Source organism: Halomonas daqiaonensis, from assembly GCF_900109725.1.
Classification (GTDB): Bacteria; Pseudomonadota; Gammaproteobacteria; order Pseudomonadales; family Halomonadaceae; genus Halomonas; species Halomonas daqiaonensis.
This window is the reverse complement of sequence record NZ_FOBC01000022.1, coordinates 1-21,752: the sequence shown is the minus strand read 5'-3', so window position 1 is coordinate 21,752 and position 21,752 is coordinate 1. Positions and strand designations below refer to the sequence as shown.

Annotated in this window: 21 protein-coding genes, 1 other RNA gene and 1 pseudogene; 12 read left to right on the top strand and 11 right to left on the bottom strand. The window is 63.8% G+C overall.

All coding sequences use genetic code 11. From position 1 onward, the window contains the following. Positions 1 to 269 precede the first annotated feature (269 nt). On the bottom strand, positions 270 to 1,076 hold the full coding sequence (gene dapB / locus BMY30_RS15160; protein ID WP_089715224.1) for a 4-hydroxy-tetrahydrodipicolinate reductase: 807 nt from the start codon (positions 1,074 to 1,076) through the stop codon (positions 270 to 272). A gap of 119 nt (positions 1,077 to 1,195) precedes the next feature. Here dapB and BMY30_RS15155 point away from each other — a divergent pair, with 119 nt between their 5' ends. Beyond that, complete coding sequence (locus tag BMY30_RS15155) at positions 1,196 to 3,127, top strand: MBL fold metallo-hydrolase (protein WP_170840167.1); 1,932 nt, start codon at positions 1,196 to 1,198, stop codon at positions 3,125 to 3,127. 37 nt (positions 3,128 to 3,164) lie between these two features. On the opposite strand, the gene BMY30_RS15150 is transcribed toward BMY30_RS15155, so the two are convergent. Together BMY30_RS15150 and BMY30_RS15145 are read right to left on the bottom strand one after the other, a co-directional pair. Continuing rightward, positions 3,165 to 4,070, bottom strand: a complete 906-nt coding sequence (locus tag BMY30_RS15150) for a DMT family transporter (protein ID WP_244516238.1) — start codon at positions 4,068 to 4,070, stop codon at positions 3,165 to 3,167. Further along, on the bottom strand, positions 4,067 to 4,345 hold the full coding sequence (locus tag BMY30_RS15145) for a DUF2218 domain-containing protein (protein WP_170840166.1): 279 nt from the start codon (positions 4,343 to 4,345) through the stop codon (positions 4,067 to 4,069). Before BMY30_RS15145 ends, BMY30_RS15150 begins: the two co-directional genes overlap by 4 nt. Positions 4,346 to 4,527: 182 nt before the next feature. Between BMY30_RS15145 and corA the strand changes: the two genes are divergently transcribed. Both corA and BMY30_RS15135 read left to right on the top strand, forming a co-directional pair. Next, entirely contained in the window at positions 4,528 to 5,493 is a 966-nt protein-coding gene (corA, locus tag BMY30_RS15140; protein ID WP_089715218.1) for a magnesium/cobalt transporter CorA, read from the top strand. A 347-nt stretch (positions 5,494 to 5,840) separates the two neighbouring features. Next, positions 5,841 to 6,563, top strand: a complete 723-nt coding sequence (locus tag BMY30_RS15135) for an HNH endonuclease (RefSeq protein ID WP_170840165.1) — start codon at positions 5,841 to 5,843, stop codon at positions 6,561 to 6,563. Between the two features lie 75 nt (positions 6,564 to 6,638). Here the strand turns inward: BMY30_RS15135 and dnaJ are convergent, their stop codons facing one another. The 3 genes from dnaJ to grpE form a co-directional block, all read right to left on the bottom strand. Then, the gene (gene dnaJ / locus BMY30_RS15130) at positions 6,639 to 7,784 is read right to left on the bottom strand and encodes a molecular chaperone DnaJ (protein ID WP_089715214.1); all 1,146 of its coding nucleotides are present in this window, start codon (positions 7,782 to 7,784) and stop codon (positions 6,639 to 6,641) included. Positions 7,785 to 7,876: 92 nt separating this feature from the next. Then, the gene (gene dnaK / locus BMY30_RS15125) at positions 7,877 to 9,808 is read right to left on the bottom strand and encodes a molecular chaperone DnaK (protein WP_089715212.1); all 1,932 of its coding nucleotides are present in this window, start codon (positions 9,806 to 9,808) and stop codon (positions 7,877 to 7,879) included. Between the two features lie 133 nt (positions 9,809 to 9,941). Further along, positions 9,942 to 10,565, bottom strand: a complete 624-nt coding sequence (gene grpE / locus BMY30_RS15120) for a nucleotide exchange factor GrpE (RefSeq protein ID WP_089715210.1) — start codon at positions 10,563 to 10,565, stop codon at positions 9,942 to 9,944. A 248-nt stretch (positions 10,566 to 10,813) separates the two neighbouring features. Between grpE and recN the strand changes: the two genes are divergently transcribed. Next, positions 10,814 to 12,487, top strand: coding sequence for a DNA repair protein RecN (recN, locus tag BMY30_RS15115; protein ID WP_089715208.1), 1,674 nt, complete (start codon positions 10,814 to 10,816; stop codon positions 12,485 to 12,487). Between the two features lie 110 nt (positions 12,488 to 12,597). On the opposite strand, the gene fur is transcribed toward recN, so the two are convergent. Continuing rightward, the gene (gene fur, locus BMY30_RS15110; protein ID WP_089715206.1) at positions 12,598 to 13,044 is read right to left on the bottom strand and encodes a ferric iron uptake transcriptional regulator; all 447 of its coding nucleotides are present in this window, start codon (positions 13,042 to 13,044) and stop codon (positions 12,598 to 12,600) included. A gap of 72 nt (positions 13,045 to 13,116) precedes the next feature. Between fur and BMY30_RS15105 the strand changes: the two genes are divergently transcribed. Then, positions 13,117 to 13,545, top strand: a complete 429-nt coding sequence (locus tag BMY30_RS15105) for an outer membrane protein assembly factor BamE (RefSeq protein WP_211607368.1) — start codon at positions 13,117 to 13,119, stop codon at positions 13,543 to 13,545. 52 nt (positions 13,546 to 13,597) lie between these two features. Here BMY30_RS15105 and BMY30_RS15100 read toward each other — a convergent pair whose 3' ends face one another. Together BMY30_RS15100 and BMY30_RS15095 are read right to left on the bottom strand one after the other, a co-directional pair. Beyond that, positions 13,598 to 13,891: an RnfH family protein gene (locus BMY30_RS15100; protein ID WP_089715201.1), complete on the bottom strand. Its 294-nt coding sequence runs from the start codon at positions 13,889 to 13,891 to the stop codon at positions 13,598 to 13,600. A 10-nt stretch (positions 13,892 to 13,901) separates the two neighbouring features. Next, on the bottom strand, positions 13,902 to 14,336 hold the full coding sequence (locus BMY30_RS15095; RefSeq protein WP_089715199.1) for a type II toxin-antitoxin system RatA family toxin: 435 nt from the start codon (positions 14,334 to 14,336) through the stop codon (positions 13,902 to 13,904). A 128-nt stretch (positions 14,337 to 14,464) separates the two neighbouring features. Between BMY30_RS15095 and smpB the strand changes: the two genes are divergently transcribed. From smpB to BMY30_RS15080, 3 genes are all read left to right on the top strand, one after another. Beyond that, positions 14,465 to 14,956: an SsrA-binding protein SmpB gene (gene smpB, locus BMY30_RS15090; RefSeq protein WP_089715197.1), complete on the top strand. Its 492-nt coding sequence runs from the start codon at positions 14,465 to 14,467 to the stop codon at positions 14,954 to 14,956. A 40-nt stretch (positions 14,957 to 14,996) separates the two neighbouring features. After that, positions 14,997 to 15,376: a transfer-messenger RNA gene (ssrA, locus tag BMY30_RS15085) on the top strand. A gap of 262 nt (positions 15,377 to 15,638) precedes the next feature. Next, a complete protein-coding gene (locus BMY30_RS15080; RefSeq protein ID WP_089715195.1) occupies positions 15,639 to 15,941 on the top strand; it encodes an Arm DNA-binding domain-containing protein in 303 nt (100 codons plus the stop codon). Between the two features lie 241 nt (positions 15,942 to 16,182). Here BMY30_RS15080 and BMY30_RS15075 read toward each other — a convergent pair. Continuing rightward, positions 16,183 to 16,600 (bottom strand): annotated as a pseudogene (locus BMY30_RS15075) (IS1380 family transposase); the annotation flags it as partial. Between BMY30_RS15075 and BMY30_RS17895 the strand changes: the two are divergent. The 4 genes from BMY30_RS17895 to BMY30_RS15060 all read left to right on the top strand — a co-directional run bounded on the left by BMY30_RS17895 (position 16,589) and on the right by BMY30_RS15060 (position 20,267). Continuing rightward, a complete protein-coding gene (locus tag BMY30_RS17895; protein ID WP_170840164.1) occupies positions 16,589 to 16,807 on the top strand; it encodes a hypothetical protein in 219 nt (72 codons plus the stop codon). The pseudogene BMY30_RS15075 and the gene BMY30_RS17895 overlap by 12 nt on opposite strands. A gap of 269 nt (positions 16,808 to 17,076) precedes the next feature. After that, positions 17,077 to 18,239 (top strand): IS3 family transposase gene (locus BMY30_RS15070; RefSeq protein ID WP_089715193.1). Its coding sequence is split into 2 segments (ribosomal slippage): positions 17,077 to 17,335 and positions 17,335 to 18,239, totalling 1,164 coding nucleotides; the frame shifts between segments, so codons are not numbered across the junction. Positions 18,240 to 18,402: 163 nt separating this feature from the next. Next, complete coding sequence (locus BMY30_RS15065; RefSeq protein WP_089715191.1) at positions 18,403 to 18,771, top strand: hypothetical protein; 369 nt, start codon at positions 18,403 to 18,405, stop codon at positions 18,769 to 18,771. 47 nt (positions 18,772 to 18,818) lie between these two features. After that, positions 18,819 to 20,267 (top strand): GGDEF domain-containing protein, encoded by a 1,449-nt coding sequence (locus BMY30_RS15060; protein ID WP_089715189.1) that lies wholly within the window; start codon positions 18,819 to 18,821, stop codon positions 20,265 to 20,267. 160 nt (positions 20,268 to 20,427) lie between these two features. On the opposite strand, the gene BMY30_RS15055 is transcribed toward BMY30_RS15060, so the two are convergent. Continuing rightward, positions 20,428 to 21,630 carry an ISL3 family transposase gene (locus tag BMY30_RS15055; protein ID WP_089715187.1) on the bottom strand — a complete coding sequence of 401 codons (1,203 nt, stop codon included), beginning with the start codon at positions 21,628 to 21,630 and terminating at the stop codon, positions 20,428 to 20,430. Between the last annotated feature and the right edge of the window lie 122 nt (positions 21,631 to 21,752).

Here is a 21,752-nt window from a genome sequence, read left to right as displayed (position 1 = left end):
GCCCGGCCAAAATTTTGGGGATATTACAGGAAAAGGCGCCAAGCGGCTACCCCCGGAGGCCTACCAGGCAGGGCCATCGATACTGCCCTGGGAATAAGGCAGGACACGCCATAGCTGACCAAGCTGCAGTGGGTTTTGTGGGAGCACTGCTTGCAGCGCGATTAGTGCCGCGCCACAGAAATCGCGGTGCGAGCACCGCTCCCACAAGGTCGTGGTGCCGATTCTATCGGGAGCGGAGACCAGGCGACCCTTAGTTTACGCCACCCCAGTCAATCCAGCCCCAGCACATCCTGCATCGAGAAGCGGCCAATGCCCTGATCGGCCACCCAGCGTGCGGCGCGCACCGCGCCCTTGGCGAAGGTCATGCGACTCGACGCCTTATGGGTGATCTCGATGCGCTCGCCTTCGGTAGCGAACATCACGGTGTGCTCACCGACGATATCGCCGGCACGCACAGTGGCAAAGCCGATCTCCTTGGGATCGCGTGGTCCGCACTGGCCCACCCGCTCGAAGACGCCGTGCTCCTTGAGGCTACGGCCCAGGCTCTCGGCCACTACCTCGCCCATCTTCAACGCCGTACCGGAAGGCGCATCCACCTTGTGGCGATGGTGGGCCTCGATCACCTCGATATCGTAGCCCTCGTCACCCAGCGCCTTGGCCGCCGTCTCGAGCAGCTTCAGCGTCAGATTCACCCCCACGCTCATGTTCGCCGCGAAGACCATCGGCACCCGGTCGCGGAAGGCGTCCAGCTCAGCGAGTTCCTCGTCGTTCAGGCCGGTAGTGCCGATGACGATGCGCTTGCCGTGCTCGGCGCAGAACGCCAGATTCGCCAGGGTCACCTGGGGGGTGGTGAAGTCGATCAGCACCTCGATGTCATCGGCGATGGCCTCGAGGGAGTCCACAGCGGTCACGCCCAGCTTGCCGACCCCCGCCAGCTCGCCGATGTCGGCCCCCACCAGCGAGCTCCCCGGCTCGACGATGCCGCCGGCCAGGGTGGCGCCGTCATCCTGCTGCACGGCGTTGACCAGGGTGCGGCCCATGCGGCCGGCGACACCGACGATGGCGATACGGGTCATGCGGACTCCTGCGAATTCAATGGCTGAGGAATGGCGGCAGTATACCAGAGGCCACCCGCGCAGGGTGGCCGTCCCCCACCAATCCCCCCACACTGGGCCTATCGATGCCGAGAGCCGCCATGATGCCTGTACCCACCGAGCACCTCCCCGCGGACCATCCCCTGCTGGCCCTGCTGAAGCGACATGACCACGTGCTGGTGGCCGGCGCCCCGGGCAGCGGCAAGAGCACCCTGGTGCGCGCGGCCGCCGCGACCCTGGCCGCTCGAGGCCAGGCGTGCCACTGCCTGAGTGCCGACCCGGGGCTGCCCGGCATCGGGCCACCCGGCGCGGCCTGCCTGGGCCGCTGGCAGGCGGATGACTGGCAGCTTGAAGCCCTGGCGGCCCTCGCCACCCTGGATGCCGCCCGCTTCCGCTTGCCACTGGTGCAGGCGGTGCGATGCCTGGCCGAACGGGCCCCTGCCGGGGCGTTGCTGCTGGATGCCCCGGGGGTCGTCCGTGGCGCCGCCGGCGCCGAGTTGCTGCCAGCGCTGGCGGAGGCCGGAAGCGTCAGTGCCCTGCTGCTGCTGACGGCGGATGCAGCCTCATTCCCGCTGCACGAGGAGTGTCGCGCCCTGGGGCTAGAAACCGTCACCCTGGCACCGGCCCCGAACGCCCGCCACCCCGGAAAGCGACGGCGCCGCGAGCGTCGCAGCGACGACTGGGCGGCCTGGCTGGCGACGGCGCACGAGACCATGCTCGAGCTGCCCTCACTGGCCCTGATCGGCACCGTCCCGCCGCGCAGCGCTCCCGAGGCCTGGGCCGGACGCCAGGTCGGGCTGCTCGACGAGCGGGGCGACACGCTGGGCCTAGGCGAGATAATCGCGCTGGAAGCTAACCGGCTCTGGATTCGCGCCCCCACGCCGACCGGCACGCCTTGCACCCTGGTAGTTCGCGATGCCCAGCGCGGATGCGACGGGCAACTGGGCACCGCCCGTCCCTGCTTACCCACCCGCGACACGCCAGAATCGGACGATACCCCCGAGCCCCTGGAAAGCCGCGAGGGTCCCCGGGCCGACCTCGGCACCTTTACCGCAACCCTGGTCAACGGCGTCTTCGGCGACCCGCTGCTGCATGTCCGCCTCAAGCACCAGCAGCGCAGCCTGCTGTTCGACCTGGGCGACCCCGGCCGCCTGCCGGCGCGCCTCGCCCACCAGGTCAGCGATGTCTTCATCAGCCACGCCCACTTCGACCACATCGGCGGCTTCCTGTGGCTGCTGCGCTCACGCATCGGCGAATACCCGCCCTGCCGACTCTACGGCCCACCGGGGCTGGCGAGCCATCTGCACGGGCTCGTGCGCGGCATCCTCTGGGACCGGGTCGGCGACAAGGCGCCGCGCTTCGAGGTCAACGAGTTGCATGGCGAGCGCCTCGCTCGCTGGCGGATCGTCGCCGGCGAAACGCGACCCACGCCCCTGCCCAGCCGCTCTGTCCCCGGCGGCCTGCTGCGCGGGGAGCTCGGCTTTCGCGTGCGCGCCACGACCCTCGACCACGGCACGCCGGTGCTAGCCTTTGCCCTGGAGCCCGACCAACGGGTATCGGTTCGCAAGGAACAACTGGCGGCTCATGGCTGGCCACCGGGCCCCTGGCTCGGCACGCTCAAGCATCACACCTTGGCAGGCGAGGAAGAGGCGTTGATCCGATTGCCGGACGGCACCACGCAGACGGCAGCCCGGCTGGCAGAGGTGCTGCTGATGAGCCGGCCAGGCGAGCGGCTGGTCTATGCCACCGATCTGGGCGACACCGCGGAAAACCGGCGGCGACTGGTCGCGCTGGCGCGGGGCGCCCGGGTGCTCTTCTGCGAGGCTCCCTTCCTGGAGGCCGAGGCGGAGCAGGCCCGACGCACCGGCCACCTGACCGCACGAGCCTGCGGGGAAATCGCCGCGGCGGCCGGAGTGGCACGGCTGGTGCCCTTCCACTTCTCGCGCCGCCACGTCAGCGACCCCCGCCGCCTGCACGACGAGATCCGCCTGGCCTTTCCCGGTGAGGCAGCGGGCGGTGGCGAGAGCAGCTAGGTGCGGCCGGCCAGGACGTCCGGCAAAGTGCGGCCGACTAGGCAGTCGCGCGGCCGTTTCGCAGCAGCAGCAAGATCGCCACGATCACCAGCAAACTGCCCGGCAGCCAGACCCAGCCGATCCGCTCGGGCTCACGGACGAACAGCAGCAGCATCGAGACGAAGGGCACCAGGTAGCTGTAGGCGGTGACCGCGCCCGGGGTGAGCACCGAGGTAGCGCGCTGCAGGAGCCAGAAGGTCAGGGCGCTGGAGAACAGCCCCAGATAGACCAGCAACAACAGGTCACGGCCGCTCATGGTCGCCAGACGCTCCACCGGCTCGAGGGCGATCCCTAGCAGCCCGATCAGCACGGCACCCAGGCCCAGGCTCCAGAAGGTGCGAACCGCCGCCGATTCCGGCAGGCGTCCGGTCGCCAGCCCCCACTTGCTGAGCACCGGATAGAGCGCCGTGGAGAGACAGCCCAGAAAGAACACCGCCTCGCCGATGCCGAACTGCAGGCGCCCACCCTTCACCAGGGATTCAGCGAACGCCAGGCCCAGCGCTCCCGTCGCGCCCAGCGCCAGAATTGCCGGCAGGCGCCAGGCCAGCTGTTCCACACCGAAACCCAGCCCCAGCAGGAAAGCCAGCAGTGGCACTGTAACGAAGAGCGTCGACATGGAGAGCGCCGTGGCATGGTGAGCCGCCCAGAACATGGCACCGAAGAAGCCAGCCAGGCAGAGCCCCATCAGGGCATAGAGCGGCAGTTGCCGGCAGGAAGGCAGGAAGGCCGGTGAGCGCCGAGCCAGCCACCACAGGCCGCTGCAGGCAATGGCGAAGCGCAGCGCGGTGAGCGAGAACGGCGGCAGCTCGCTCATCACCCCCACCGCGGGAAACGACAGTCCCACCAGCACCGCCCACAGCAGCATGCCGAGATGGGCGGCGCGAGAGGATACCGCGCTGCTCACGCCTCCCAGACGATATCCAGCTCGACGCCCTTCAGGGAATCCAGGGCAGCATCCACCTGGCCCTCGAGCTCGTTGTGAGACTCGTCATCCAGTGCCTCGACCACCACCAGCAGCTTGTCCGGCTGCGCCTGGAGGAAGCAGCTACCTTCATCGAAGGTGACCCGAACCGGATCGCTGGAGCGATCCACCTCCTTGGCGTCCGACCAGCGCTCGCAGAGCTGGTCGACCAGCGACGCCGCGTCTTCGGCGTGCAGCTCGGCTCGTGAAATCGGCATGGTGGCCTCCGCATCTCGTTGGGTGAGCATTCAGACTATGACGACGTCACCCCGGAACGCCAGCCCTGACCGCACTTTACCGCTCACTCCCCATACCGCACCGTTGGAAGGGAACGGCAGGCGAACGGCCTCAGCGTCTATGCTCTTGCACACGGCTCCATCACCGGCGGGAGAACCTGAAAATGATCGTCAACTGCGTGGCCTACGAGAAGGGACATCGCTTGCAGGACATCCAGACCCACGAGATCGGCGATTACCTGGGAACGCCGGACCGCTTCGTATGGGTGGCACTGCATAATCCGGACGAAGAGGAGATGGCCACCTTCCAGAAGGTGTTCGACCTGCATGAACTGGCCGTGGAGGACGCCCTGAAAGGGGACCAGCGCCCCAAGATCGAGGAGTACGGCGATGCGCTGTTCATGGTCATGCACATGATCACCATGCGCGACGACCAGCTCGAGGCCGGCCAGGTAGCCGTGTTTGCAGGTCCCGGCTATGTGCTCTCGGTGCGCCTCCACCCGGGCCGAGGCTTCGCCGAGGTACGCCGGCGCTGCGAGCACGAGCCGAAGCTTCTGAGGCATGGGCCGGCCTTCGTGCTCTATGCCCTGATGGACACCATCGTCGACCGCTACTTCCCCGTCATTGAATCGCTGCAGGCCGAGCTCGAGAGCATCGAGGACGAGATCTTCGTCAAGGGTACGGCCCGCCGGAGCCTGGAGCGCCTCTACAAGCTCAAGCGCCAGACCATGAAGCTCAAGCACGCTGCCATGCCCCTGGGCGAGGCCACGGCGCACCTATTCGGCGGCAGGGTACCGGCACTGTGCCGCAAGACACGGGAGTACTTCCGGGATGTCTACGACCACCTGCACCGCATCGAATCGACAGTGGACACCATCCGCGAGATGACCATCACCGCCATCCAGGTCAACCTCTCGATGGTGGCCATCGAAGAGGGCGAGGTTCACAAGCGACTGGCGGCCTGGGCGGCCATCTTCGCGGTAGCCACGATCCTCGCCGGCATCTGGGGCATGAACTTCACCCACATGCCGGAGCTTGACTGGCGACTCGGCTACCCCCTGGCCCTGCTGGTAATGGGAGGCACCTGCAGCCTGCTTTACTATCGCTTCCGTCGAGCCGGCTGGCTGTAACGATCACCGTCGCCAGCACCTTAGTACATGAGTGATATAGGGTAACCGCACACTTGAGCAGCAAGGCATGGCAGACTGGTGTGAGCTCAGGAGCAGCAGAAACAGGGAACACAAGAGGAAGTGCGGATGGATACTCGGCTTGACTGCCTAACACGGCTCAAAGTCGACCAAAGTACGGGGCGACCCGCACCACACCAACCTTGTTTGTTGCTGGCGATCATCTGCGAGATTCAGGCAGGCCATATCACCTCCCCGCTTGTCCAGATTGATACACGCCTGATCGCCCGCTACCACGACATCTTCGAGACGGCGACAGGAGAGCCTACCGAGCCCGTCCATGGATGCCGATGTGGGCGTTAAAAAACCGGGAAGGCCCCACCGGAAAACTCTGGCGTCCCGAGTATGGCCAGGCCGTGAAGGAGTTGGCCGACCAGATGGGGCAACCGAAATCCATGAATCAGCTCGAACAGCGCTTCGGCGCTGCTCGGCTTGATCCGGCACTCTTTTCGGCATTTAAGGACACCAACACTGCCCGTGAAGCCTGTGCGCTGCTGGCCAGCCGGTATCTGTCCTCGAACAAGGGGGCCTATGCGCTACTTCAGGCATATCTCGAGACGGCATTTGCCAGTGGCGAATATGAGAAAGCCCCAGAGCGCCTGGCAGGCGAGGTTCGCGAAGCGGACCAGAACCAGGCCAGGTCCGCGGCATTCCGCACCCTGGTGCTGGATGCCTATGACTATCGCTGCGCGGCTAGCCGGCGACGCTTCATCACCCCGGACTTTCGCTTCCTGGTCGAAGCCGCCCACTTGATCCCCTTCGCTGCGAGCCGCGACGATCGCCCCTGCAATGGCCTGGCTCTGACGCCAGATCTGCACTGGGCGATGGACAACCACCTGATCGCCCCGGGGCCTGATCGAGCCTGGCACGTCAGCCCCGTGGTCGATGCGCTGATGGCGGACAACCAGTGGCTGTGGCGGCTGGACAGTCAGCCACTATCGCTGCCTCGGGACGAGCGATTCCAACCCCACGACGATGGTTTGGCATGGCGGATGGATCACCTGCAGCGCTGATCGTCACTAACCAGACATGACAGGGCCCCGACATCGCGCGATGCCGGGGCCCTGTCGTTGCCGAGCGGACTCGCCTTACGGCTTCATGTCCTCGAAGAACTTCTTCACCCCATCGAAGAAATTCGACTTCTTCGGTGAGTGGTGATGGCCGTTTTGGCCGCCGAGGCTGTCCTGGAACTTGCGCAGCAGTTCCTTCTGCTCCTCCTTGAGCTTGACCGGGGTCTCGATCACGACCTTGCACAGCAGGTCGCCAGGCGGGCCGCCACGCACCGGCTTGATGCCCTTGCCCTTGAGACGGAAGACCTTGCCGGTCTGGGTCTCGGGCGGGATCTTCAGCTTGACCCGGCCATCCAGCGTCGGCACCTCGAGTTCGCCACCCAGGGCGGCGTCGACGAAGTTGATCGGCACCTCGCACTGCAGGTGGCGGCCGTCGCGCTGGAAGATGGGGTGCGGCTTGATCGCCGCCTGGACATACAGGTCCCCGGGCGGGCCACCGTTGATACCGGCCTCGCCCTCACCGTTGAGGCGAATGCGGTCACCGGTGTCCACGCCGGCCGGGATCTTCACCGAAAGGGTGCGGGTCTCGCGTACCCGGCCATCGCCGTTGCACTTGTGACACGGCACCTTGATGTGCTGGCCGCTGCCGTGGCAGGTCGGGCAGGTCTGCTGCACGGCGAAGAAGCCCTGCTGCATGCGCACCTGGCCCATGCCGTTACAGGTCGGGCAGGTGTCCTTGGAGGAGCCCGGCTCGGCACCGTTGCCGTCGCAGCGCTCGCATTCGACATGACGCGGCACGCGAATATCCACGCTGGTGCCGGCCACGGCGTCCTCGAGGTCGAGCTCGAGGTTGTAGCGCAGATCCGAGCCACGGGCCGGCGCATTGGGATGGCGGCGCCCGCCGCCCCCGCCGAAGATATCGCCGAACACATCGCCGAAGATATCGCTGAAGCCACCGGCCCCGGCGCCGCCGAAGCCGCCGCCACCACCGGCTTGCTCGTCGACACCGGCATGGCCGAACTGGTCGTAAGCGGCGCGTTTCTCGCTGTCGCTCAGGACCTCATAGGCCTCCGAGACCTCGCGGAATTTCTCCGCGGCCTTGTCATCATCCGGGTTACGGTCCGGATGGAATTTCTGGGCGAGGCGCCGGTAGGCCTTCTTGATGTCCTTCTGGTCGGCCCCGCGCTCGACGCCCAGTACTTCGTAGTAATCACGCTTGGACATGAGTCTGTCCGCCTCCGTAGGGACTCTGCGGAAACACCAACGCGGGAGTCAGGCTCCCGCGCTGGCGTCATCCGTGGTTCAGATGTCGTGGTTTACTGCTTTTTCTGGTCGTCGTTGACTTCTTCATACTCGGCATCGACCACGTCATCTTCCTTCTTGGCGCCAGCGTCGCCACCGGCCTCATCGGCCTGCTGGGCAGCATCGCTCTGCTCGGCGTACATCTTCTGCGCCAGGTTGCCGGAAGCCTCGGTCAGCTTGTCCAGCTTGGCCTGGATGTCGTCCTTGTCGTCACCCTTGATTGCCTCTTCCAGCTCGGCGGCGGCGCTCTCGATGGCTTGCTTCTCCTCGTCGCTGGCCTTGTCGCCGGCCTCTTCGAGGGTCTTGCGGGCGGCGTGGACCATGCCGTCGGCCTGGTTACGCAGCTGCACCAGCTCCTCGAACTTCTTGTCCTCGTCGGCGTGGGCCTCGGCGTCCTGCATCATCTGCTCGACCTCTTCCTCGGAGAGACCGCTGGAGGCCTTGATGACGATCGACTGCTCCTTGCCGGTAGCCTTGTCCTTGGCAGACACGTGCAGGATGCCGTTGGCGTCCAGGTCGAAGGCAACCTCGATCTGCGGCACGCCGCGCGGCGCCGGCGGGATATCGCTGAGGTCGAAGCGACCCAGTGACTTGTTGCCGCTGGACTGCTTGCGCTCACCCTGCAGCACGTGGATGGTCACGGCCGTCTGGTTGTCATCCGCGGTCGAGAAGGTCTGGGTCTTCTTGGTCGGGATGGTGGTGTTCTTCTCGATCAACGGCGTCATCACGCCACCCAGGGTCTCGATGCCCAGGGTCAGCGGGGTAACGTCGAGCAGCAGCACGTCCTTGACGTCGCCGCCCAGCACGCCGCCCTGGATCGCTGCACCCACGGCCACAGCTTCATCCGGGTTGACGTCCTTGCGGGCGTCCTTGCCGAAGAAGTCGGCCACGGACTTCTGCACCATGGGCATGCGGGTCTGGCCGCCGACCAGGATGACATCATCGATCTCGGAAGCGGACAGGCCGGCATCCTTGAGCGCGGTCTTGCACGGATCCATGGAGCGCTTGATCAGGTCCTCGACAAGCGACTCCAACTTGGCGCGGGTCACCTTGACATTGAGGTGCTTGGGACCAGTGTTGTCGGCCGTGATGTACGGCAGATTAACGTCGGTCTGCTGGGCGCTGGACAGTTCGATCTTGGCCTTCTCGGCGGCTTCCTTGAGGCGCTGCATGGCCAGGTTGTCGCCGGATAGGTCGATGCCGCTGTCGGACTTGAACTGGTCGACCAGGTAGTTGATCAGCGCCAGGTCGAAGTCCTCGCCGCCCAGGAAGGTGTCGCCATTGGTGGCCAGCACCTCGAACTGGGTCTCGCCGTCGACGTCCGCCACCTCGATGATGGAGATATCGAAGGTACCGCCGCCCAGGTCGTAGACCGCGATGGTCTTGTCACCGCGCGCCTTGTCCATGCCATAGGCCAGGGCCGCCGCAGTCGGCTCGTTGATGATGCGCTTGACCTCGAGGCCGGCAATACGACCGGCATCCTTGGTGGCCTGACGCTGGCTGTCGTTGAAGTAGGCCGGTACGGTGATGACTGCCTCGGTGACTTCCTCACCCAGGTAGTCTTCCGCGGTCTTCTTCATCTTCTTCAGTATTTCGGCGCTGACCTGCGGCGGCGCGAGCTTCTTGCCCTTCACTTCCACCCAGGCGTCACCGTTGTCGGCCTCGGAGATGGTGTAGGGCACCATCTTGATGTCCTTCTGGACGACGTCGTCCTTGAAGCGACGGCCGATCAGGCGCTTGATCGCGTAGACGGTGTTGTGCGGGTTGGTCACCGCCTGGCGCTTCGCCGCCTGGCCCACCAGGATCTCGCCGTCTTCGGTGTAGGCGATGATGGAGGGCGTGGTGCGTGCGCCTTCGGCGTTCTCGATCACCTTGGCCTTGTCACCGTCGAGCACGGCGACACAGGAGTTGGTGGTCCCCAGGTCAATACCGATGATGCGTCCCATAGGAAATCCTCAAAATTACAGTTGAATTCATTGTCTGCGGCTTTCACCGCGGGGTTGCCGTCTATCTGGGGGCCCTCAGGACCTTTTCAAGACCCGAGGGCCGCTTTTGTATGCCCCGGTGTACGGCCCGGCCTCAGTCGGCAGCCTTGCTGACCACCACCATGGCCGGACGTACCAGGCGTCCGTTGAGCAGGTAGCCCTTCTGCATCACTTCCATGACGGTGTTGGGCTCCATCTCGGGGTTGGGCACCATGGTGATGGCTTCGTGGAACTGCGGGTCGAAGGGCTCGCCGTGGGGGTCCACCACCTCGACGCCGAACTTGGCCAGCACGTCGTGCTGCATCTTGAGGGTCATGGAAACGCCCTCGCGATGCGCTTCGCTGGCGCCGTCCTGCATAGCCTCCAGTGCCTTTTCCAGGCTGTCGACCACCGGCAGCAGTTCCTTGACGAATTTCTCGAGGGCGAACTTGCGCGCCTTCTCGGCCTCCTGCTCGGCGCGGCGACGCACGTTCTGCGCCTCGGCGGCGGCACGCAGTTGCTGCTCCTTGGCATCGGCTACGCTCTGCTCGAGCTCCTCGACCCGGGCGGCCAGCGTCTCGGCCTCGGGATTGTCCGCGGCCTGGGACTCAGTGGCAGCCTGCTCGGCGCCCTCGATGGCGTCCTCCAGCTCACCCTCTACGGTCTCGGGCTGCGGCTCGGCTTCCTGCTCCTCGCGAGCGAGTTCGTCGTCCAGCGGGGTCTGGGGGTCTTTGGCCATGTGGGTCTCCTGAATGGCAATCAGCGGCCAGGGCCGCTGGCAAGGCATTGATGATGGCTTGATGACGTGTCTGCGGGATATATGGGGCTGGCCGAGGCGAACTCAAGGCGTTACCGGGAGACGAAGCCGGACGTGCATTGTGGGCGAACCTTGACTACTGTATAAAATGACATTATGTGTATAGATAGACAGTGGTTCTAGAACAGTAGCTTCAGAACAGTAGCCCCAGACAGGCCCCGGGAGGCACCATGCTGACAGAGCTTGCCATTCGCGACTTCGCCATCGTCGACCACCTCGAGCTGGAACTTGGCGGCGGCATGACCGCCATCACCGGTGAAACGGGGGCCGGCAAGTCCATTCTGCTGGGTGCCTTGGGGCTCTGCCTGGGCGAGCGTGCCGACAGCGCCAGCGTGCGCCATGGCCGTGAGCGCGCCGACCTCAGTGCCCGCTTCGACCTCCAGGCGCTGCCCGAGGCCCGTGCCTGGCTCGAGACACGAGAGCTGCCCACGGACGACTGCCTACTGCGCCGGGTGGTCACCCGCGGCGGGCGCTCCAAGGCCTGGATCAACGGCCAGCCGGTCACAGTGGCCGATCTTCGTGCCCTGGGCGAGCATCTCATCGAGATCCACGGTCAGCATGCCCACCAGGCGCTGCTGCACGAGGAGACCCACCTGCGCCTGCTCGACGACTTCGCCGGCCACCACGAGCAGGTGGCCGAGATGCGCCAGGCCTTCCGCGACTGGCAGGCGACCCGCCGCCGCCTCGAGCGCCTGGCCGAGGATGGCGACGAGATCCGCGCCCGCCGCCAGCTGCTGCGCTATCAGGTCGAGGAGCTCGATCAGCTGGCCTTGGCCGAGGACGAGCTCAAGGGGCTCGAGGAGGAGCAGGAGGAGCTGGCCCACGCCGAGGAGCGGCTGCGCGAGGCACAGTTCGCTGCCGAATGCTGCGACGGCGACGAGGGCGGCGCCCTGTCACTGCTCAACCAGGCAATCCAGCACCTCTCGGCGCTGCCGGGCAGCGAGCGCGGCAGCCTGGCCGACACCCTCAGCATGCTCGGCGATGCGCGCATCCAGGTCGAGGAGGCCAGCCGCGAGCTCGGCCATTTCGCCGGTAGCATCGAGTTGGACCCGGAGCGACTGGCCTGGGTCGAGGGGCGTCTTAGCGAGGTGCACCGTATCGCCCGCAAGCACCATGTGCTACCCGAGGAACTCCTCGCCCTGCATCGGCGGCTGGCCAAGGAGCTCGAGGGCCTGGAAGGCGGCGATGGCGACCTGGAGGCCCTGGCCGGCGAGGCCGAGACCCTGAAGAACCGCTGGCACGAGCAGGCTACCGAGATCTCACAGGCTCGCCGCCAGGCCGCCCGTCGCTTCGGTGAGGCCGTGCAGGAACAGCTGGCCTTCCTGGCCATGGACAAGGCAACTTTCGAGGTCGAGCTGGAGACCCGCGACGCTCCAGCCGCCGAGGGGCTCGAGGTCGCTCGCATGCTGATCAGCGCCAATCCCGGCCAGCCGGCCCGGCCGCTGGCCAAGGTGGCCTCCGGCGGCGAGCTCTCGCGCATCAGCCTGGCGATCCAGGTGGTAGCGGCCCAGCACTCCACCATCGCCAGCCTGGTGTTCGACGAGGTGGACGTGGGCGTCTCCGGCGCCACCGCCGAGATCGTCGGCCAACTGCTGCGCCGGCTCGGCGAGAACGGCCAGGTGATGACCGTGACCCACCTGCCGCAGGTAGCCGCCCAGGCGCACCATCACCTGCACATCGAGAAGCAGGCCGGAGAAGCCTCCACGCTGACTCGGATGGCACTGCTCGACGAGGCCGGCCGAGTCGGCGAACTGGCCCGCATGCTGGGCGGCGTGAACCTCTCCGACCACACCCTGGCTCACGCCAGGGAGATGCTCGATGCCAGCCAACGCGCCCACCACTGAGCGACCAACACCGGTCGCCCACCACGGACCGCCCAGCCCTGACGCAACGCGGCCCCGATCCTTGGGATCGGGGCCGCGGTCGTGTAACTGGCAGACTCAGCGTGGCGAGGTCACTTCTTCTGGATGCCCTCCGGGCGGGTCGCCTTGGAGCCCCGCGGCCTCACGTAGAGCACCAGAGCATGGTCGACCAGCTCGAAGCCGTGCTCCTCGGCGATTTCCTGCTGCCGACGCTCGATGGTCTCGTCGAAGAACTCGATGATCTCGCCGCTCTCCAGGCACACCATATGGTCGTGGTGCTCATCCTGGGAAAGCTCGAAGACCGCATGACCACCATCAAAGTTATGGCGAATCACCAGGCCGGCGGACTCGAACTGGGTAAGCACGCGATAGACGGTGGCCAGGCCCACGTCCTCGCCCGTGTCCAGCAGGGTCTTGTAGACATCCTCGGCGCTCAGGTGATGCTGCTCGGAGGCATTCTCGAGGATCTGAAGGATCTTGACGCGAGGCAGGGTCACTTTGAGACCGGCCTTGCGCAATTCATGGTTCTGGTCGGCCATGGTCGCTCTTCGCAGTATCGGGTAGGGTCGGTTATGATCGACCGAAACCACGATAGTGAAGAACAGGCGCAAATGCAAAAGTTGACCAGAATCATCACCCTTTCCGCCGCCCTGCTGATGATCAGCGGTTGCAGCTACTTCGGCGTGTACAAGCGCGACCTGCCCCAGGGCAACCTGGTGAACAAGGCCATGGTCGAACAGCTGCAACCGGGCATGAGTCGGCAGCAGGTGGTCGACCTGATGGGCAGCCCGCTGCTCGAAGCTCCCTTCGATTCCAGCCAGTGGGACTATGTCTATCGCCTCGACAAGGCCTATGGCGGCGTGGAACAACGCCGCGTCACCCTGACCTTCCAGGGGAACCAACTGGCAAATATCGAACGCCAGGGCAATATCTCCAGCGACATCCAACTGCCCGATGACCGGGGTGTCGGCCCCAGCGTCGAGGGCACGTCGGACGCCCGGGAAGCCCCGATCGACAACGTCACCCCGGATCGCCCCTGATAGCTCCGCACCGCGTGCTTTGCTGACGCCCCGACCCTCGCTGGCTGGGGCGTCAGCGATTCTCGCGGGCGGCCCGCTCGCTGCGAGCCGCCTTGGGATCGATCTGCAGTGGCCGATAGACCTCGACCCGATCCCCGCTGCGCAGCCGCACCGCTTCGGGGTCGCGCAGCCGCTTGCCGAAGATGCCTAGGTCGGCCTGCCGAAAGGTGACCGATGGCAGTTCGGGAAACGCCGCCTCCAGCCCCGCCATTGCCACCGCCTGGCGTGCTGTAGTGCCCTCGGGCACCACGAGCTGGATGATGCGCTGCCGCTCGGGCAGCGCAAAGGCCACCTCGATATCGAGCATGGCGGGCGACCTAGGGGCCATAGAGGTCATCGGCACGGCGGGTGAAGGAATCGACCAACTGCCCAGCCACTTGCTGGAAGAGCTTGCCGAAGGCCATGCCCAGCAGGCGGTTGGCGAACTCGAACTCCAGCTCGAGGCTCACCTTGCAGGCCCCCTCGCCCATAGGCAGGAACAGCCAGCGCCCGCGCAGGCGCTTGAAGGGACCGCTGACCAGCGACATCTCGATGCGCTCGGGCTCGATCAGGTCATTACGGGTGGTGAAGCTTTGCTCGATCCCGGCCCGCCCCAGGGTCATCTCGCCGATCAAATGCGACTCGTCGCGCTCGAGCAGACGCGCGCGCCGGCACCCTGGCAAGAACTCCGGGTAGCGCTCGAAGTCGTTGACCAGGTCGAACATTTCCTTGGGAGTGTGCCGCACCATGGCGGACCGATTGACCGTTGGCATTGAGCCCTCCGCTGACTTCACTGTGCCCAGGGCGTATCATGAGCGCTTATTTCAGGCCTTGAATGGTACCACGCTTCCCCCCATATCGAAGGGGCGGCGCCACCGGCAGATACAGGACACGAGGTTTCATGGCCAACAAGAAAGCCAAGAGCAAGGGGCCCGGCAACAACGTCATCGCCCAGAACAAGAAGGCGCGCTTCGAGTACCACATCGACGAGACCTTCGAGGCTGGCCTGGCGCTAGCCGGTTGGGAAGTGAAGAGCCTGCGGGCCGGCAAGGCGCAGCTCACCGACACCTACATCCTGGTCAAGAACGGCGAGGCCTGGCTGCTGGGCAGCCATATCATGCCGCTCAACACCACCAGCACCCATGAGGTAGCGGACCCCACGCGCACCCGCAAGCTGCTGCTACACCGCAAGGAGATCGCCAAGATCTTCTCGCGCACCCAGGAGAAGGGCCACACCTGCATTCCGCTCAAGCTCTACTGGAAGAACAACCTGGTAAAGTGCGAGCTGGCCCTGGTGACCGGCAAGAAACTGCACGACAAGCGGGCTACCGAGAAGGACCGCGACTGGCAGCGCCAGAAGGGCCGCATCATGCGGGAACAAATCAAGGCCTGATGTGTCACAAGGCTACACATCCTGTTAGGATGCTCGTTACGGGGGCGACACGGTTTCGACGCCGGTGACAATCCCTGAGGTGCATGCCGAGAGCGTGATGTATCTCGTAAATCCAACATCACGATTAAATAGTCGCAAACGACGACAACTACGCTCAGGGCGCGCTGGCAGCTTAAACGCCGCTAGCTTCTAGCCCGGCCCCGAAGTGATGTGCCCATTCATCACGGAGGGGATACGAGCGAAGACTGATGGGATCGCGATCGGTGGTGTCCTCTCGCCGATCGTTAAAACTTAGAGGAACCGCGTGACTGGATCCTGCTCGTCGGAGCCAGTCGCGTTAAATCAAAAGACGAAACTAAGCATGTAGAGCCGAAGGGTGAGTGCCGGCGGACGCGGGTTCAATTCCCGCCGCCTCCACCAAACCGAGGTTTCAGGAGTTCCCAAGAAACGCCAGAAACCGCATGAACAGGGGCCTCCGGGCCCCTTTCTTGTTTCAGGAGTTCCCAGGTCATCCTTTGACATACCCCCAACGATGGGGGTAGATCTGGGGGTACATCGTCGAAACCATAATCTGGTACCCCCAACACCCCGCAGACCGCATCAGGCGGGCTTCTAAGTCGCCTCGCAAGTGCAAGGCGGCCCACGATGGGGGTACCTGCCAAGCTCGCTGTGAGGTCCCCCCATGAGCCGCCAGATCAACAAGCTCTCAGCCACCGCCGTGAAGACGGTGAAGCCCAAAGACAAGACCACCAGGATGGCCGATGGCGGAGGACTCTATCTTGAGATCCGACCGACTGGCAGCAAGTACTGGCAGATGAAGTACCGCTATACTGGCAAGGAGAGGCTCCTCGCGATCGGCACCTACCCGGACGTAACGCTGGCGGACGCAAGAAAGGCTCGTGACAAGGCCAAGGAGCAGCTAGCCGAGGATGTGGACCCCAGCATGGCCAAGCAGCTCGCGCGCCATGGCCATACTGCTGCATAGGGATACACCCGCTTCATTCATCGGGGGTGCCGAACGACTGGTTTGAAGCCGGTGGCTGCCGATACCGGCCTGCCTCAACTGCATCCGTCTGCTGATCAACCGCCTAATTTATGCCCGTTTCGACTTTCATCCAGCCTTTTTATATCTCATAGAAATCGAGGTCGACTGTCGACGCAGCCGTGCCCGCCGACCTCCGTTGTGGCCGCTCTGCTGGCTGATTGGATCATGTTGATGCCGAGTGTCAGGCTAGGGCCGTCGGCCGAGGCAGTCCCTTCAGCAAGGTCAGCCACCATTTGTCGGCCGCTTCACCGAGGTGAACCGTAATGCGCCGGGGGGCAGCGATAACGTCGCGGCGACCTTGAGCACCTGCTCGCGCATCCGCATCAGACTCCACCCTTGGTGTGTCCGGCTTTCCAGCAGGCGCCAGAGCCCATGCAGCATCTGGTAGTCATAGAGGCTCAGCAGCAGGCTCACCTCGTTGCGGGCCATCACGTCCTGAACGGTAGAGCAGCCGCGATCCGTCGAGGAGAGATGCATGTCCTGCGCAGACTTCACCTCGCCCGTGTGGGCTTCAGTGCTACCACGCTTGGGGTATCCTTCTCCGGCGGCCATTCGAACTTGCTGAGGTTAGTGACCAGGGAAAAGGCATGCAGCGGCAGTGCGCCGCGATCGCTGGTGATGCGCTGGCCATCAAGCTCAACGCGGATGGACGCGTTTCGGGACAGAATCCAGAGGATTCGCTTTACACCCACTGTGAGTGGTCTCTTGAATCGCATTATGGTTTAAACGTATTGATTTTATTTGAGAAATTTATCGCCACTCATTTTTTAACTCAGTTCGGTGAGTCATGTGTTAATTATAATTAGCCTTGTTACGAAACAGTCGTATGTTTGTTAAAAAACAGGCATCCTTGATGAACCTTAAGTTCGTTTCTGGTACCAGCAGACAACCCCGCCAGAGTAGATTGCAAAAAGGTGCCGGCGCACGCGAACCAATTGTTACCGCGGCCTCAAATTAAGCCCTGTCATACCGGTCCGATTTGACGAGCCGTCATGACCACAGAGCGAGCACACTTTGATCTTGCCCAGCAGCAGTGGACACCTCATTAAGACAGTACACTGAGACGAGGTGACCCATGGCAAGGCAACCAGCTTCGATGAAGAAGACCCGTACCCGTTACTCCCAAGACTACAAGGCCGAGGCGCTGGCCTTAGCCGACCGGGTCGGCATCAGTGCCGCCGCCCGAGAGCTTGGCCTTCAGCCCAGCCAGCTCTACCAGTGGCGAACCAAGGCCCAGCAGCGGCAAAGCACCTCAGAGCGTGAGCAAGCCCTGGCCGACGAGAATGCTCGGCTCAAGCGGCAACTGGCCGAGAAGTCGGAAGAGCTTGAAATCGCAAAAAAAGCCGCGGTGTACTTTGCCAAGAGCCTGAAGTGAAGTACGCCTTCATCCACCAGCATCGTCAGGCATTCAGCATCCAGCGCATGTGCAGGGTTATTGGGGTCGCTCGCAGCGGCTACTACGCCTGGCGACAGCGTGGCGGTGAACCGCCCCTGAGACGCCGCCAACAAGCGGCTCTCGACCAGCAAGTGGCCCAGGCTTATCAGCGCCGGAAGGGGCGCTCAGGCGCCCCTAGATTGGCGCTGGACTTGGTTGACGATGGCCTGGCGGTGAATCGCAAGACCGTCGCTGCCAGCCTTCGCCGCCAGGGGCTTCGCGCCAAGGCGGCGCGCAAGTTCAAGGCCACGACGAACTCACGGCACTCGCTGCCGGTAGCGCCCAACCTGCTGGAGCAAGACTTTACCGCCATGGCGCCGAACCAGAAATGGGTCGGCGACATCACCTATCTGGCGACCGGTGAAGGATGGCTCTACCTGGCGGTGCTGATCGACCTTTACTCACGCAAGGTGATCGGGTGGGCAATGAGCGACCGCATGACGGCTGACCTGGTCGGTGACACCCTCAAGATGGCGTTGTGGCGCCGTAAGATGCCCGAGAAGGTGATCGTACATTCGGATCGCGGCAGCCAGTACTGTTCGACCCTGTACCAGTCACTGATGATCCAGCACGACTTGAAATGCAGCATGAGTGCCAAGGGCAACTGCTACGACAACGCGTGTGCCGAGAGCTTCTTCCATAGCCTGAAGATCGAGGCGATCCATGGTGAACGTTTCGAGACCCGGGCGGCCATGCGGCGGCAAGTGTTCGAATACATCGAGTTGGACTACAACCGGCAGCGCCGGCATAGTGCGATTGGGATGATCAGCCCTGAGGCCTTCGAGGCCCGAAAGATCTCTTAGATCGGTGTCCACGTTTGCTGGGTAAGATCACTTAGCTTATTCGGCTTTCCCAAGAACATCCTGCTCTCCGGCACCCATCGACTGAGTGCCTGTCCGCCTCCTTCCCCACCCCCACGCACAAGCCGCTTAATATTGAAGGGGCAGAGCATCAGGACGGCTCATCATGGTCGAACACAAGATAGACACTGTACTTCCCTTCGACCAAACGGCTCGGCTCGCCGAACTCCGTTCTCTCGATATCCTCAACACCTCACCGGAGGAGCGCTTCGATCGCTACACGCGGCTCGTGGCAGAAATCTTCAAGGTGCCCATCGCCATCCTCTTCTACGCCGGTGCGGTGCTACGCGGTCCTTCGGGCCAGCCCCTCGGTACCCTCTGCATCGTTGATACTCGCCTTCGCTATCTCACCGAGGCCCAGCGCGCCATGCTGCAGGAATTGGGGTGCAATGTGATCCAGGGCTACCTATTCAGCCGACCCGTCACGGCCGATGACGCTTTGGCATTACTCAAAAGCTGGGCGCGATTATCATGAATCAGCTGATATTTTGGTGGAAACGCCCCCGGACGATTCGATCCCTGATGCATGACGGCACCGTAGCGCAGCGGCTAAGCGATTCATCCAAAAGTGACACGGAATCAGAAAACCAAGGAAAGCCCGATGCCTTCATTCGGCGCCTGACGGGCATCTACCAGCGCCTGCTGGTGTTACTGGTGGCCCTTCTCCCCCTGATGATGATCAGCTACCTGGAGCTCTTCCAAGATCCCAAGCTTCTTTTCGAGGCATATGGCCTGCATGAGGTGGCCTCCTTGCTGGCCATTGCACTAGGGGCTTTTGTCACCTATGTCACCTGGCGCTGCTATCTGGCATCCGGCGAGATCTTCTTGCGTTGGCTGGCCCTGGCGTTCCTGGGCTTCACCCTGGTTTATCTGCCGCATGGTCTCTTCACCCGGTTTTCCGATGACATGATGGCCTTGTTCCTCGCCTATGGTCCCGCCTCGCGCCTAGCCATGGCCATCTGCTTACTGGTCGCGCTGAAGCGTTTCGGCAAGCCGGTGAGGCCTTCCGAGTCACGCCGACGCCCGACCACCTGGGGGATGGCAGTGGGAATCTTCCTGGCCATCGATCTGGGGCTGGCGGCATTCTTCCTGATTCCCATGGTTTCGGCGAAGAGCGTGATCCCGGTGATGGAAGCCCTGGCCTTGGCACTCTTCCTGGCAGGTATCATCGTCACGGCCCTGCGGCGTATCCGCCTGCCGCTGATGATCATCTACCTGCTCTCGTTGGCGGCTTTCGCCCAGGCCTCGATCGCCTTCTTGATCTCCGATCCCTGGAGCCATCTGTGGTGGCTGGCCCACGTCATCTTCACGACAGGGTTTCTCCTGCTCAGCTACGGCGTCGTTCACGCCTTCCATACCACCGGCTCCTTCTCCACCGTCTACAGCCAGGCGGAGGTCATGAAGCAGGTCCGGCAAGAACAGGCTCACACCCAAGAGGCCCTGGCAAAACTCAAGACAGCCAACACACGCCTGGCCCAACAGGCCGCCACCGACTGGCTCACCGGCGCGGCCAATCGACGCCAGTTGACGAGACAGGCCAGGCGGGAACTCGCCCGGGCACAACGCAACGGCACGCCCCTGTCGCTGTTGTGCCTGGATATCGATCACTTCAAGACGGTCAATGACGTCCATGGGCATCAGGCCGGTGACCAGGTGCTCAAACAGGTGGCCTTGACAATGCAACAGAATCTGAGGCCCACCGACCTGCTGGCCCGGGTGGGTGGCGAAGAATTCCAGGTCCTGTTGCCGGATGCCAACAGTCAGCAGGCGGGCGAGATCGCTGAGCGCATTCGTTCGTCCCTTCATGACCTGGAGATCAGGCTGCACGGCAAGGTGTTGAAGGTCACGGTCAGCGTGGGTAGTGCCCAAATGGTCCAGGACGGCAAGGACCTGGACTCGATCATGCGCGCCGGGGATGAACGCCTCTACGAGGCCAAGGCGTTGGGCCGAAATCGCGTGGTGACCGGGTGAGGATCTCGATCCTCATCAGGTCTCTTGAGCCGTGCGATTTTCTTCCAAGATGCGCAGGGCGGCATTTTCCGAGGTCTAGCCCGGGCGGGCGTACTGGGACGGTCAGCTCATAGCCCTCGAATACCGGATAATCGCTTAGATCGGTGTCCAAAAAAATGGTTCATCGCACTTTGCCGGGAAACGCGGCACGGATCTTCAGGAAGAAGTACGCCGTGTCGCGGTACCCGTAGGCCATCCGCTTGATGACCTTGATCCGGTTGTTCATGCCCTCCAGCACGCTGGTGTTCAGCCGGTGCCGGGCACTGGACAGGATCCCCTCCAGATAGGGAGCCAGCCGCTTGGCGAAGCGTCCTAGCGCTTCAATGCCGCTGCTGATGGCCATGTCGTACCACTCCTGCCAGGCACCGCAAGCGGTGGCCTCGTCGTCGGCAAACCACAGGGTCTTCAGCTGGTCCTTGAGCACATACGCCGTGGTCAGTGACGCATTGGCCGCCAACAGCTCCTCCAGCTTCACCGCCTGCTCGGGCTTAAGGTTGTCGGCGTTGCGCAGCAGCAGCCAGCGGCTGCCCTTGATCACCTTGCGGGCGGCCTTGTCGTCGCGCAGCTGGTTGGCCTGGTCGACGCGCACCCGGTCCATCACCTCGCGTCCGTACTTGGCCACCACATGGAAGCGGTCGTAGACCACCTCGGCGTTGGGGCACTGGGCCTTCACCTCGAGATCGAAGGCCGAGTTCATGTCCATGGCGACGGCCTCGATCTGCTCTCGCGCCTCGCCCAGCCACGCGAAGAACGGGCGGATCGCTTCTCGTGAGCGGCCCTCGCCGATCCAGACCACCTGCTGGGTGTCGGCGCAGGCCACCACGGTGGCGTAGCGGTGCCCCTTGTGCAGGGCGAACTCGTCCATCATCAGGCGCCGCAAGCGTGTCGGGTCCGGTACTGGCAGGTCGCGTTGCAGGCGATGCTTGTCGATGGTCTTGACGGTATGCCAGTGCAAGCCAACCAGGTCCGCGACATGCCGAATCGGCAGCAACGTGACCAGACGCTCCACCCACTGGCGAAGCGTGGTGGTGACCGGCGAGCGCCCGGGTAACCAGTCGATGCGCTCTCGTGTCGGGCCACAGACCGGGCAGCGCAGGCGCCGCACCGGGACGTCGAGCTCCACTCGGTAGATCAGCAGCGGTGCCTCACGGACGCGCCGGCGATGCACGTCATGCACCAGGAAACAGGCATGATCGCAGCCGCTGCAGACAGGGGGAATCCGGTCATCGGGTTCCAGCTGGAGCCGCAGCGTCTGAGGATCCAAAAACTCGTGGTGGGTAACGGTGAACCCTTTCCAGAACAGGTAGAGCGGGGTAGCATCCATGGCAACGGCGGTATCCGTAGGCTGACGTTTTGGCGAATATCAGCTTACTCGGATTTACCGCCGTTACTCTATCCCGCTACTGCCTAAGATCACTTCGTTTTCACGCCAGTCTGCGTAGAACC

What these genes read in the sequence shown, in the direction of transcription:
- BMY30_RS15065 (WP_089715191.1), top strand. Translation starts at nt 18,403, where the DNA reads ATGGTCGAACACAAGATAGACACTGTACTTCCCTTCGACCAAACGGCT.
- BMY30_RS15105 (WP_211607368.1), top strand. Translation starts at nt 13,117, where the DNA reads ATGCAAAAGTTGACCAGAATCATCACCCTTTCCGCCGCCCTGCTGATG.
- corA (WP_089715218.1), top strand. Translation starts at nt 4,528, where the DNA reads ATGATCGTCAACTGCGTGGCCTACGAGAAGGGACATCGCTTGCAGGAC.
- fur (WP_089715206.1), bottom strand. Translation starts at nt 13,044, where the DNA reads ATGGCCGACCAGAACCATGAATTGCGCAAGGCCGGTCTCAAAGTGACC.
- BMY30_RS15145 (WP_170840166.1), bottom strand. Translation starts at nt 4,345, where the DNA reads ATGCCGATTTCACGAGCCGAGCTGCACGCCGAAGACGCGGCGTCGCTG.
- BMY30_RS15060 (WP_089715189.1), top strand. Translation starts at nt 18,819, where the DNA reads ATGCATGACGGCACCGTAGCGCAGCGGCTAAGCGATTCATCCAAAAGT.
- dnaJ (WP_089715214.1), bottom strand. Translation starts at nt 7,784, where the DNA reads ATGTCCAAGCGTGATTACTACGAAGTACTGGGCGTCGAGCGCGGGGCC.
- BMY30_RS15095 (WP_089715199.1), bottom strand. Translation starts at nt 14,336, where the DNA reads ATGCCAACGGTCAATCGGTCCGCCATGGTGCGGCACACTCCCAAGGAA.
- BMY30_RS15080 (WP_089715195.1), top strand. Translation starts at nt 15,639, where the DNA reads ATGAGCCGCCAGATCAACAAGCTCTCAGCCACCGCCGTGAAGACGGTG.
- grpE (WP_089715210.1), bottom strand. Translation starts at nt 10,565, where the DNA reads ATGGCCAAAGACCCCCAGACCCCGCTGGACGACGAACTCGCTCGCGAG.
- BMY30_RS15135 (WP_170840165.1), top strand. Translation starts at nt 5,841, where the DNA reads ATGTGGGCGTTAAAAAACCGGGAAGGCCCCACCGGAAAACTCTGGCGT.
- smpB (WP_089715197.1), top strand. Translation starts at nt 14,465, where the DNA reads ATGGCCAACAAGAAAGCCAAGAGCAAGGGGCCCGGCAACAACGTCATC.
- dnaK (WP_089715212.1), bottom strand. Translation starts at nt 9,808, where the DNA reads ATGGGACGCATCATCGGTATTGACCTGGGGACCACCAACTCCTGTGTC.
- recN (WP_089715208.1), top strand. Translation starts at nt 10,814, where the DNA reads ATGCTGACAGAGCTTGCCATTCGCGACTTCGCCATCGTCGACCACCTC.
- BMY30_RS15055 (WP_089715187.1), bottom strand. Translation starts at nt 21,630, where the DNA reads ATGGATGCTACCCCGCTCTACCTGTTCTGGAAAGGGTTCACCGTTACC.
- BMY30_RS15100 (WP_089715201.1), bottom strand. Translation starts at nt 13,891, where the DNA reads ATGCTCGATATCGAGGTGGCCTTTGCGCTGCCCGAGCGGCAGCGCATC.
- BMY30_RS15155 (WP_170840167.1), top strand. Translation starts at nt 1,196, where the DNA reads ATGATGCCTGTACCCACCGAGCACCTCCCCGCGGACCATCCCCTGCTG.
- dapB (WP_089715224.1), bottom strand. Translation starts at nt 1,076, where the DNA reads ATGACCCGTATCGCCATCGTCGGTGTCGCCGGCCGCATGGGCCGCACC.
- BMY30_RS17895 (WP_170840164.1), top strand. Translation starts at nt 16,589, where the DNA reads ATGCAGCGGCAGTGCGCCGCGATCGCTGGTGATGCGCTGGCCATCAAG.